This is a genomic window from Kordia sp. SMS9 (assembly GCF_003352465.1).
In the GTDB taxonomy this organism is placed as follows: Bacteria; Bacteroidota; Bacteroidia; order Flavobacteriales; family Flavobacteriaceae; genus Kordia.
This window is the reverse complement of sequence record NZ_CP031153.1, coordinates 129,629-142,424: the sequence shown is the minus strand read 5'-3', so window position 1 is coordinate 142,424 and position 12,796 is coordinate 129,629. Positions and strand designations below refer to the sequence as shown.

The 12,796-nt window shown below is 36.2% G+C and carries 7 protein-coding genes; 3 read left to right on the top strand and 4 right to left on the bottom strand.

The features are described from left to right. Positions 1-24: 24 nt before the first annotated feature. Positions 25-705 (bottom strand): T9SS type A sorting domain-containing protein, encoded by a 681-nt coding sequence (locus tag KORDIASMS9_RS00605; protein WP_114900987.1) that lies wholly within the window; start codon positions 703-705, stop codon positions 25-27. 128 nt (positions 706-833) lie between these two features. Here KORDIASMS9_RS00605 and KORDIASMS9_RS00600 point away from each other — a divergent pair, with 128 nt between their 5' ends. Then, entirely contained in the window at positions 834-1,199 is a 366-nt protein-coding gene (locus KORDIASMS9_RS00600; protein WP_114900986.1) for a glyoxalase, read from the top strand. Between the two features lie 2 nt (positions 1,200-1,201). On the opposite strand, the gene KORDIASMS9_RS00595 is transcribed toward KORDIASMS9_RS00600, so the two are convergent. Together KORDIASMS9_RS00595 and KORDIASMS9_RS00590 are read right to left on the bottom strand one after the other, a co-directional pair. Beyond that, complete coding sequence (locus tag KORDIASMS9_RS00595; protein ID WP_114900985.1) at positions 1,202-2,938, bottom strand: T9SS type A sorting domain-containing protein; 1,737 nt, start codon at positions 2,936-2,938, stop codon at positions 1,202-1,204. A gap of 81 nt (positions 2,939-3,019) precedes the next feature. Further along, positions 3,020-9,628, bottom strand: coding sequence for an MG2 domain-containing protein (locus KORDIASMS9_RS00590; RefSeq protein WP_114900984.1), 6,609 nt, complete (start codon positions 9,626-9,628; stop codon positions 3,020-3,022). Between the two features lie 175 nt (positions 9,629-9,803). Between KORDIASMS9_RS00590 and KORDIASMS9_RS00585 the strand changes: the two genes are divergently transcribed. Both KORDIASMS9_RS00585 and KORDIASMS9_RS00580 read left to right on the top strand, forming a co-directional pair. Next, complete coding sequence (locus KORDIASMS9_RS00585) at positions 9,804-10,454, top strand: DUF6624 domain-containing protein (RefSeq protein ID WP_114905101.1); 651 nt, start codon at positions 9,804-9,806, stop codon at positions 10,452-10,454. Positions 10,455-10,486: 32 nt separating this feature from the next. Further along, positions 10,487-11,632 carry a hypothetical protein gene (locus KORDIASMS9_RS00580; protein WP_162819696.1) on the top strand — a complete coding sequence of 382 codons (1,146 nt, stop codon included), beginning with the start codon at positions 10,487-10,489 and terminating at the stop codon, positions 11,630-11,632. A gap of 722 nt (positions 11,633-12,354) precedes the next feature. Here the strand turns inward: KORDIASMS9_RS00580 and KORDIASMS9_RS00575 are convergent. Beyond that, complete coding sequence (locus KORDIASMS9_RS00575; RefSeq protein WP_114900982.1) at positions 12,355-12,609, bottom strand: hypothetical protein; 255 nt, start codon at positions 12,607-12,609, stop codon at positions 12,355-12,357. Between the last annotated feature and the right edge of the window lie 187 nt (positions 12,610-12,796).

The window sequence follows — 12,796 nt, the reverse complement described above, 5'->3', positions numbered from 1 at the left end:
TAAATTAAACCCATAAACTTCAACCTACAACCGCATCGCTTTCTTCGTTTCCAAAACAGTTCCATCAGCGACAATTCGTACTAAATACATGCCTTTTGGATGTTTTGAAAGATCAATCTGAGGGTTTTTAGAAAGCTTCGTATATGTATTGGATTGTAGCAATTGTCCGTTCATATTGAAAACTTCTAGCGTAAGCTTTGTGTAACTTTTATATAGCTGAAGCTGAAATAATCCGTTTGCGGAAGGATTTGGAAAAAGAGTCGTTTCCATTCTTTTTTCATTTTGAACACTCTTTTCAATCAATATGCCATGAGATGTTACTCCACAGCTTCTGCTCAAACTTATTTTTGTACATGCAGTATTTGTACACGTAATTTTTCTTTCAGAAACCGTAATTTCCACGGCGTCTATTAGTGCTGATGTGCTGTTTAGTGTGAAAGAAATTTTCTTTTGATCTGTAATGAAAATTTTCTTTGTTTCAAAGCCCAAATAGGAAACTTCCAGCACGTCTTTGGGAGCAACTTCAATCGCAAAGCGTCCATGCGAATTCGTGACGGTTCCGTTGGTGGAATTTTTTACAATCACATTTGCATCTGCCAATACGTTTTTGTCTTCATCATAAATAGTTCCTGTCAATGTATGTTTCTGCGCAAAGCAGCACATAGAAACACTTAAAAATAGCAAAGAAAGTAATGTTTGTCTCATATCATTTGGTTTGATTATGCTTCAAAACTATTGTATCTTACTACTTTATAAAACAAGAAATACGTAAACGGTCTTTTTCAGTGAGGGAAAATGATTTTTTGTGTAAAAACTACTTAAATATTTGTGCAATGAACTATAATATCAAATCTATGAGAGCGTTTATCGGCGCAAAAGAGTATGAAACCTCTCGAAATTTTTACCGTGATTTGGGTTTTGAAGAAATCGTTCTATTTCCGAACATGTCTTATTTCCACATGGGAAACTTCGGTTTTTATTTGCAAGATGCGTATGTGAAAGATTGGGTGGACAATTCCATGATTTTTATGGAAGTTGACGAATTACAAAAACATTTTGAACACGTACAATCCTTACAATTAGACCAAAAATATGAAAATGTGCGACTCAAAAGTATCGTGTATAACGATTGGGGGAATGAATTCTTTCTCCACGATCCATCAGGAATTTTGTGGCATATTGGGGAATTTGTCAACTAGTTTTATTGTTTAATAAAACGTGTGGTAAATAGTGTTTTGTCGGTTGAAATCTTTATGAAATATTGCCCTGATCTTAAATCTGCAACATCAATTGTGGTGAGCTCTTGATTTTGATATGGAATAGTCTTTACTTTTTGACCAAACATATTATAAATTGTCAAAGAAGAAACGTCAATTTGTTGTTTCAGTTTTAAATTTAATCTGCCATTTGTTGGGTTTGGGTACAACGCAAAATAATCTTTAAAAGAAAAAGTTGGCGTGTCTAAAAGGCAACAAGAAACCTCATGAACCAACATCATCTCATTATTTCCTAAAGTAGCATCTGGTTGCGGAGAGATAGCGATAGCAGAATGATTAAAGTTATGATAATGCAGTTGTGAAAACTCTAAAACTACTAACACTTCAAATGTTTCAAAAGGCTTTAAGTCTGTAAAACTCCACGACAAACCTCCAACGCCAAAATCGGTTCCCATAGGAGTTGTCGTAGTTGATAATACTTCTGTTATGTTATAGCCGTAATAGAGTGTTCCTGATTGTGTGGTAGTTCCTGTATTTTCACATACAAGTCTAAAAGAAAACGTTTGATCGTTGTCTAAAAACCCTATAGTATAATCATTTGTGATGGGATAGGGTAAATTGGTAGGATACGCAACACCTGCCGACATAAATTTTACTTCCAAATCAGGATATACACCATTTGGTGTCACACAAAAATCTTGAATGCTTGGAGAAGCATCGTCTGGAAAAGTTGCCGTTACAGAAGCAGGAGAGAAGCTAAAATATGTTGGATTTGCTGGAACTGGCGTTACGGTATATGTTCCATCTTGAATGTCAAAATTGTAGTTGCCAGATGCCTCAGCATAACTCGTGGCAGTATTCGTGCCATCGGAAAGTGTAAATTCTAAATTAGGATATACAACATCGTTAGTATCACAACCATCAGAAGCTTCATCATATAAAATTGCACCTGAAATTGAAGAGAAAGCTTGTCCTGAAACATACGAACACAAAGTATTAATAGTACAGTTGGTATATCCGTAATCCGCAATTTTATTTTGAACATCTGCAAACTGTTCTACATCGACACAAATATATCGCAACGCAAAATTTCCTGAAAAACTTGAACCAAAACGCTCAAAACTTCCATTCTTTATATTCAAGGATTCTAATAAACTATTATTATCACATTTCAGTAAGGTAAGTTCTGTATGATGACTCGCATCCAAAGTTGTCAATAAATTTCCAGAACATTCTATGCGTCTCAATGATAATCCTTGTGTGTCAAGTGTTGAAATTTGATTGTTGGAAATTAAAATGCTGTGTAAATTTGATAATCCGCTAATATCTATACTTGTAAGTTGGTTATCATGCACATTTAAAAATTCTAAATTCGTCAAGCCAGATACATTAATACTTGTTATATTATTATTGTTGGCATTTACTTTTTCTAAACTCGGAAATATAGACAAGTCTAATGTTGAAATATTATTATTATCACAGCGTATTTCCGTAAGATTGGTAAAAAATTCAATACCAGTTAAATCTGAAATATTTCCGTAATGAATATACAGTCGAGTCACATCTAAGGCTTCTGCGACATCTATTTCGCCATCATCATTATCATCAATGTGTAAACTTTCTAAGAGTTTCGCTTTAAAATTTGCATCAGGAAAATTAATAATCTGTCCGTAAGACGCTGTTGCAATACAAATGGTACATAAAAGTAGTAGTTTTTTCATGGTATGGTCGGTCTGTAATGATATTTTCAAATGTAGTTAAATAATAGCAAAAATCTATCAGAAAATACCCTTATCCCAATTTTACTCCACATTCACTCGAATTCCTTTGGTATGACTTCTCAATGCTGGCGCGTACATGCTTTCAATAGTCGTAATTCCGTTAGAAAAATTGCCCGTATTGTTAACGCGGACTTCGTATTCTAAAATAAAAACACCTTTCGGAATGCGGTCAAAAAAGAAATTAGTACTAGCATCACGCGTACTTTCATAATAGCCAACACCATCTTGCCATTTGTATTCCGACAATACATTTATTGATTCCAAACCTGCGGCGCGCATGTCTTTTAAGTGAATGAACTCAACATCATCTTTGTTTTGAATCGTTAATCGCACCGTGATTTTATCGCCAATTTTCAACACTTTTTTCGCAATCGGAACTAAAGTTTCTTCTCCATTCACAGTTTCTTTTACATACAAAGCTTTGGAGACTTGCAACGAAGCAGTTTCACTTTGGGTAACGTTGTTCAATGTTTCAAAATACTGCCAGTAGACTGCGCCAAAACCAACTGTTTTCCCGTTGTTTTTTATGTTTATTTTTGACTTGTCTTTGGTAATTTCATCCTTATACCAAGACGTTTTAAAATAGCCTGTGCCAGCTTCTTTCTCAGATTCCGTTAGTTTTTTTGTTTTGATTTTTTCCGTACCGATCGTGAATTTCGTATGGTCTTTGATAGAAACGAATTCCTTCGGATTCAACAATAAGGCATAAATTGCTTTGGTAGTCGCTTTGGTGGTTTCCCATTGGTTGCGCTGTTTTTGTTGCAACAACCACAATTGTAATTCTTGCACAATTGCGTCGTCTTTGGTAATTTCTGCATAAGCTTCAATCAATAAAGCTTGGGTTTCTACTGCGCTTGTAGTGTCATAACGACGTTTGGTTACTTCGTTCCAATACATACCATTTTCAGTACTTTTTACGGCAAGTTCGTCCAACGCCGTCATGATTTTTTTTGCATCACTTTGTTTGTCCATTCGCGCCAAGCTAAGTGCCAACATGGCTTTTTGTTTTACAGATAAAAACAACCAATCTTTCTGCAAGTTGTCTACATACAACTGCATCGCTTCTTTTACATTTGCAGGAATTTCTATAAAATCAGCAATCATCGTTCGTGTATACAAATACTCAATTTGTTGTTGGTAAGAAGCATTATTTGAGGTTTTCAGTACATCATGCGCAATTAAAAAACGTTCGTCAATATATTTACATGCGGCTTTCATTATTTGGTGCGCGTCATTTTTTAACGGTGCTGTCATTCCATTGAATGTTACCAAATGCGCATAGGTTTGCAACATATGAAGTGTGATGTAATAATTCGCTTTTCCACCAGCAAACCATGGAAATCCGCCAGAAGCGGTTTGTAAGTTGTCCAATTTGTACCAGAGTTCTTGCTGTAGTTCGTTCAATGCGTTTTCGTCAAATAATGTTGCTAATTGTTGTTTCTTTTGCGTTTCAGAAGCTGCATCGCGCAACCAAGGAGTTTCCGCAAGCAATAAGGATTTGAATTCCGGATTTTTCTCCAAGTCAGAAATCTGTTGTCCATTGGCTTTCCAAGCTTCAAAAACTTCCTTTATTTTAGGCGAGCTTTGCAAAATATGTGCGGCAATCATATTGGCATACAAACGCGCAAAGGTTTGTTCGGCACATTCATACGGATATTCTAGCAAATACGGTAACGACTGAATGGCGCTCCACGTTGGATTGGACGTATATTCCAAGGTCAATTGGTGTTGCGCTAAGGTTTCACTTTTATTTGTAGCGAGTTTGCTAAATATAACCGTTTTCTCTTCTCTTGATTTTACCACAAAAGGTTTTGCTTCCGTGATTAAAATGCTGTTTTTGAGTACAGGCAACACACTTTCTTCACCATCTGAGAAGTTTTCCGCCGTAGCGATTACTTTATACTGAATGGCTTCAATTCCTTTGGGAATGTATAGTTTCCACGAAAGATTTGTGTTTCCTTTCGCGTCCAATGTAAAGCTTTTATTTTTTTCGGTGAGATGTACTTTTGCGTCAATGGATTCCATCGTTTGGGCATCGTATAAACGTAACGAAGCAATTCCTTTGGTGGCTTTGTTTTGCAAGTTGACCACTTTCGTGGAAATGACAATCGTATCGTTTTCACGCAGAAAACGCGGCATATTCGGAACTACCATCAATTCTTTTTGTGTGACGGCATTTTTTAAAATACTTCCGTAGATTCCATTTTTTTGATGTGCAAAAAGTTGAAACTTCCAGCGTGTCAAGGCTTCTGGCGCTTCAAATTCGATAGCAATATTTCCTTCGGCATCCGTTCGTAAATGCGGATAGAAAAAAGCAGTTTCTTGTAAATTTTTCCGCGTTTCAACCGTGTCTATATCTTCTTCGGTTAAACCGACAATTACTTCGGTATCGCCAACCATTTCTTTCCGTGTTCCGTATTTAGTGGTAACAATTACCACGCCGTTAGCTCCGCGATTTCCATACAAGGCAGTTGCATCAGCACCTTTTAAAACACTAAGTTCGGTAATATTTTTATCTGATAAATTTCGAAACACATTTTGATCAACAGGAACACCATCAATCACAAACAACGGTTCTAGGTCGCCTTGTAAAGAGCCTCGTCCTCTTATAATAATGTTGGCTGATTGTCCTGAATCACCACTTCCCGTATTTATATTGACGCCAGCTGCCATGCCTTGGAGCATTTGATCTAAAGATCCTACTGGCACATGTTGAATAGATTTACCATTTATAGTGATGACTTTAGATGATACTGCCGCTTTTGTTGTAGAAATTCCATACGCGGTAATAGTTACTTCTTCCAAAGCATTGTTGCCAGTCAAACGTACGCTAACATTCGTTTGACTTCCAATTTTCACTTCTTCAGGACTAAAACCTACATAGCTAAACGTCAAAACATCACTTGCTTTTGCGTTGATGCTGTACAAACCATCAAAATTGGTTATAGTTCCAATGTTGGTTCCTTGTATTACTACTGATGCACCAGGCAACGGCATTCCTGTATCGTCCACTACATAGCCAGAAACACTTCCTGTATATACAGTGTTGTTTAGATATTGCTGTATTTTTATGTTTGTGAGGTATTGATCGTTTGCATATTTAGCATTTTGAAAGTGGAGTCCAAACCAATTGAATTTTAGGTGTTTTTTGAATGTTGGAATCGTGTAATTATTGTTGGAATTGTAAATTTCACGAGATCGTTTCGTTTTGAAACCACGCACTTGTAATTGTGGTGCTGCATAGTAATTTCCGCGGAAGCGATTAAAATTCACATCCCAATCATGCACTTTAAATTGATCGAGTGATTCGTCATACATAGACGCTAATACTTCGGCGTTACTTCCTTTATTTTCTAAATTGAGTACTTTAAACTGCCATGTTTCCAGTTGTCCAGGTTGCAATTTGTTACGAAATGTAGTGGTTTCAATGTTGAGATAGTTTTTGTCTTCATACAGAAGTATTGAAAATTCATCTTCATAAAACGTATTGAATTTTACAAAACTCATTCGGATGGTTACTTCATTCGTCAATTGTTTGGCAAGCGGAATGGTGACAATTTTTGAACCTTTTTCAACAGATTCCATGCTCGAAAAAATTTGTTCACTTTCGTGGAATGCCTGTACAAATACGTTCAGTTTATCATCGCGCAAAGCGGTTGCCAATTTCAACTTTATAAAGCCATCATTTTTATAATCGCTATTGCGTATTTCGTAGTCAAATAGTGCGTTGTTTGCTAAATATTCGTCGTCTGGATCAATGAGTACAAAGTTTTCCGATTGCGTAATACTATCCTTTGTTTTTTCATCATACACTGCATTTTCAATCATATACGCGCCCGATTCCCACGAAGAAACATCTAAAGTAAAGGTTGATTTTTCGCCTGTATTAAATGGCATTGAGGTTATTTGTGCTTCTTTTTCTTGCGCTTCTTCCTTGTCATCATACGACATGTGTGGAAATTGTTGCACAAATGTTTCTTTTGGAATGATGTAATAATCTGGAACTGACCAAGGTCGTTTTTTATACACGCGTGTCGGATTTGTAAGCTTATATATTTTAAAATGTCCGTTGGCTGCGACATTGACATCATTGATGTCTTTGGTGGTAATCTCTACTTTTAACGGTAATTTTTTGTTACTTTTTCGGGGAATATCTAAATCTAATGTAAAGCCGCTGGTACTGACACTGACCATTTTTTCGGCAGTTTGCGTTTCGCCATTGATATCTGTAACTTCTATGGAAACGGTGTATTCATACGCGTAGGTGTCTTTTTTAGCAACGTTTTCGTCAATGGTAGCGACAAACGGAATGCTAAAGTTTCCGTTGTTGTCTGTCTTGGTTTTCGCTTCCACAATGATTTTTTCTTGCTCATTTGAATTGTATTTGTACGCATTGATAAATCGTGTTATTTTGTACGAAACAGTAGCATTTGTCAATGAACTTCCGAGCAAAGCTTTCGCATTTCCTGTTACTTTTATCGTATCATTGAACGCAACATTGCTCGTTACAGGATCTACCGTAACTTCAAACCGTGGACGTTTGTATTCTTCTACGGTAAAGGTATGTTCGGCAGTATCAAATTCGTCTATTTGGTCCCAAAAAGGATGTTCTTCTTCTTCATAATCTAAATCTTCATCAACTATAATGGTAAATTCGCCCGTTGTACTGCTTTTTGGAATTTTGAACGAACCGCTAAACGAGCCAAATTCGTTGGTTTTGAGTCGCAATAATTTTAGTTCGCCGTCTTCGGAATCGACCTCAACTTCACAAAATACATTTGGCACTACGGAACTCACACCATTTTTTTGTTGAATCACCACGACTTTAAAATAGACCGTTTGTCCAGGTCGGTACATAGCTCTGTCAGTAAACACAAATGGCTTCGCTTCCCAATAGGCTTCTTGTTCGCCTTTTTCATATTTTTTTCCCAACGATGTAGCGGCTGTGTACAAGGTATCTTCTTGGTGAATGATATACTTTTCAACCGTTTTATAGCGCGAACGTTTGTTAATCGTGGCTTGACCATATACGTTGGTGCGCTCCGTTTGTTTGACAGTTCCTTTGTTGTCTGAGATTTTAATTTTTGCTTTGTGAATAGGTTTTCCAGTATCGCGATGCAAAATGGTATGTACTTCTTTATCGTTATATTCTGTGATAATTTCCGAAAGGTTCGTTTTTTGAATACTGTTGTACGATACTACACTTGTAGTAGTGAGTCCTTCTTCGTCATCGGAAAGTACTAGGAGATAATTGCCTTTTGGAAGTGACGGAATGTTGATTTCTGTTGTGTGCTTGTAATAATCTTTCGGGATGTTGGTACTGTATGTTTCTTGAAGTGTTGGTTGTTTATATTTGATGAAATCATTCACAAGTGAATCACGTTTTACATAGCTTACATTTTCTAAAAGTCCGTGTGGTGCGCGATAGACTTTTAAATATATGGTGTCTATATTCTTGATCTCTACTTGTGCTAGTGTGGCTTTGTTTGGAATGCTAAACGTTTCGACGGTAGATTTGATACTTTTTTGTGCTATCTTTTTTTGAAGCAATGCACATTTGATGCCGCCTTCCGAATTTGGATGTGCAAGCGTCATTGCTTTTGTAAGCGCAATTGCTTTGGTGCGCAACTCTTTAGAATTTTCATTTGAATCGTAATAGTAACGTTGCGAAACCTTAAAATAATGATTGGCAAGTTCATAGTTGATCAACGCTTCCAACGGATTGTTTTGATAGTTGTTCCCCAATTGTTGCAGTGCTTTCGTGTAGTTTGAAGCTTTTTTGGAATAGTTCTGCGTGCTTTTAAGGATGAAGTTTAAACGTTTCAAAACGACATCTACATGTGCATTTTTGTTTTTGAGTGCTACTTTTTCCAGCTTTTGAAAGAGTTGCAAAGTATTGCTCATGGCAAAAACTTCTTGTGTGTTTTCAGGAAATTTTTGTTGTATGAATGTTTCCGTTGGAGTATAGTCTTTCTCAGAAATACGATAGTTTTCATTGCTTTTGTAAGCATACGGAATGTTTGTTTCGTAAAAATCGAGGGCATTGTGTGCTAAAATTTCATACAAACTCGAACGATATATGTGCATCGTAGCATTTCCTTCTAATAAAGTCATATAGTTTTCTACAGGAAGTTGCAACAATGCTTCTTCACGCGAAATTGAATGTTGAAAGTGCTTGTGAATTTCTGTCACAAAGGTTTTGATGTCCCACAATTGTACATCGCTCGGAATGCTTTCAGATTGTACTACCGAACGCTTCCGAATTTTGTATTGATACTTTCTTGCATATTGCGTTAACAAGCTTGCGTAGATGTTTTCCAAAATGGCGTTTGTAGGAAATGCTTGTTTATCTATTTCTACCCGAAGACTTTGTAATACCTGAACTTCCGCATCTTCCGAAAGGAGCAAAGAAAATTTAGCACGATAGAGAAAACTTTTTACAAGTTGTGTAGTTTCTTGTGTTTTATGGGCTTCGTTGTAAATGCGTTCTACTAATTTTTGTGCAGAAGCAACTTTTCCTTCAAGTTCTAATTCTTCTACTTTTTGCCATTTTTTGTCGTAGTTATATTGCGCAAAACTGAGTTGCACACCTAAAAACATGACAAAGCTGAAAATGTATATTTTTCTCATAGAACTGTTTTTTTGGTTAGTGTCACAAATAACTAGAAACCTTGTGAAAGATACAATAACGGATTAGGGAATGCGCCATTTGAGTTCGTAAAGTTATCTTTTTGGGAGCATGGTAATTTTGATTTCAAAAAAGATTCTCATAGCTTTAACAACACAAACCGATTCCACCAAAATCATGAAATATAGTATTGTTTTCTTTCTACTTTTTGCTAGTTGTTGCTTTGGTCAAGAAATAGCTAAAAAAGATTTAATAGCCGTTTTGGATACCATTTGGGAAACCGAACAAACGCCGATACGCTTGCGAGATACTGCTATGAAACGTCATGGAGCGGATTCGGAAGAATTTAAAAAGTATCAAAAAATATACAAGAAAAATCACGCAGTAAACGAAAAGAAAGTCAAGGCAATATTAGATACGTATGGTTGGCCTTCTCCAGAAAAAAGTGGCAATAACGGAAATTGGACTTTGTGTAATGTGCTGCAACATTCAGACAATGCTGTGCGCGAAAAATACCTTCCAATGATGCGACAAGCCGTCAAAGACAAGAAGTTGGAAGCGCGTTTTTTGGTACGAGCCGCAGATAGAATTGCCACAGAAAAAGGAGAATTGCAATGGTATGGCGGACAGATGAAGTATTATCCAGCAACCAAAAGTTTTAATGTGTGGCCAGTGTATGATCCTGTAAATATTGACAAAAGAAGAGCTGCGATTGGACTGGAACCGATTGCTGGATTTTTAAAAAATCGGTTCAATTTTGAATGGAATTTGGAAGAACAATTGCAACGAACCGCCGAATTTACAAAACAGCAAAAAAATAAAGAGTAACAAACGCATACGTATTTTAACCAGCAATCGTTATGATGAATATGAAAAACTATATTACAATTAGTTTAACTATTGTTTTCGCTTTCGCGAAGGTACACGCGCAGGAATTTCCCAAACCAGAGATGGCTTCACCCGAAAGTACTTTTTATACATATTTAGACAATGAACGTATTTCTGATCCTACAAAATATAACGGAAAGGTGAAAAAAGTAGTGCGAACGTTTACACAATACGAACAAGGTTATGACGAAGCTACGACGCAAAAAGTAACCATGTTGCTCAACGCGAATGGAGCACTTGCAAAAACCATCACACGAACGTATACGTATGGAATTGAAGACTCCAAAGAAGAAATCAATCATTTGGAAGCACCGAAAGCGGATATTAAAAAAGAAGGAAATCGAATTGTGAAAACCATCAAAAATGAACTCAATGAAGATGTAGGCTATGAATATGACGAAAAAGGGAATGACAAGTATGTGTATGAACATGATCGTTTGATTGCCTTTTACAATAACAATGATAGTATTTCATATAACTACGATAAAAAAAACCGATTGATAACAATAAAAGCATTTGAAAGCTTGATTTTAGAAGAATTTGACGAGGAAGAAAATGATACACGTACGTTATGGCGAAGTACTTTTGAAGATCGCGCGTTGGAAAAAATGGTCTACATGGGCGATTTGCCTGCGAAAAAAATCATCTATGATAAGTTTGGCGAAGTGATTGATATTTACAAAAAAACATACACGTATTCAGAAGCTAAGTTGCTAAAGCAGTTTCAAACCGAATACAAACGCTATTTATTTGATTATTACGAAGATTCTCTCGCTATTGACCAACAGAAATATGAAGAATTTCCTAGAGTGGAAACCAATGACAGCATTCAAACAGGAACTTTTCAATATTCAAAAACGAACAAAATTACCGCGTATCACAGAACAAAAGGAGCAGAGAAAGAAACCTACAAGATTACTTACGATACCAATGACCAAATGTATTTAGTCGTGGGAACACTGACATTTTATCAAAGAGGAAAACTTGTTTCGCTCAACATTGAATACGAATACTTGTATGACAACAAAGGAAATCCGAAAACGATTCGTTCGTATTATTATCTTGGTGGTGAGAAAATTTTGGATAAACAAACGAGTTTTGAGATAGTGTATTATTAGACTTGTTCCCGAGAGGCGGAATCTCTTAGATCGCTCTTAGATCGTGCTTATGCATTCTTGGACTTTTTGAAACTGCGGAACTTTTTCACAGATCACCACGTCACTAGCGTTCCTCGTGATGACGTATGGAAGGATTTGTTTTATCCGATCTAAAATCGCACATCTGAAATGCCAAACGTCACTTCGAGTGATTTTTCATTGAAAAATTGTATCGAGAAGTACTTTGAAAATAGATTGCTTCATAACAGCTCTCGATGCAAATTTGTTACACAAATTCACTCGATCAGACGTAGTATTTCAAATCGTCAAATTGGAAACATTGAAACGTCATTGTGAAAGTTTTACATTGAGTTTGTCGAAATGAAAAAACTTGTGGCAATCCGTTACTTCAAATAGCAGCATTTTTATTGCGATCAACAGCTCACCACGTCACTAGCGTTCCTCGTGATGACGTATGGAAGGATTTGTTTTATCCGATCTAGAATCGCACATCTGAAATGCCAAACGTCACTTCGAGTGATTTTTCATTGAAAAATTGTATCGAGAAGTACTTTGAAAATAGATTGCTTCATAACAGCTCTCGATACAAATTTGTTACACAAATTCACTCGATCAGACGTAGTATTTCAAATCGTCAAATTGGCACATTTTCAAATCAAAAAAAGAGTCATTTCTAAATAACAGAAACAACTCTTTTGTATAAATTGGGTAAGATTTTTATCTTACAATTCCCATTGAAGCTTAGCTTGTCCGCTCACCACTCTGTATTGCAATTGTAAAGAATTTACATTGACAACGACATCAATAGTTTGTCCTGGTTTTAAAGGAATTGAAGGTCTTTGTCCATCAAGTCCATAAAACGCTTCTGCTTGCGCTTGTGGAGAAAATGTAAGTTGAATTCGTGCTGGAAAACGATCTGGTGTAACTTGTGCACCACCATTGGTTCCTGGGTCTAAAATTAAAGTTGAAGTACTCATAATACATTGTTTTTAAAAAAGTGATTATTAATAGGTTTGAATTGATAGTGTAAATTTGAGATTTTTCAACGTTATATGTAAGAGTATTAATTACTGATGTGAAATTCAGGTATTTCAACACAAATAGCAAGTAGTTTTCCTAGTTTCGGAAGGCAAGTAGTATTTGCGAGTTTCTAGACCGCTCGCT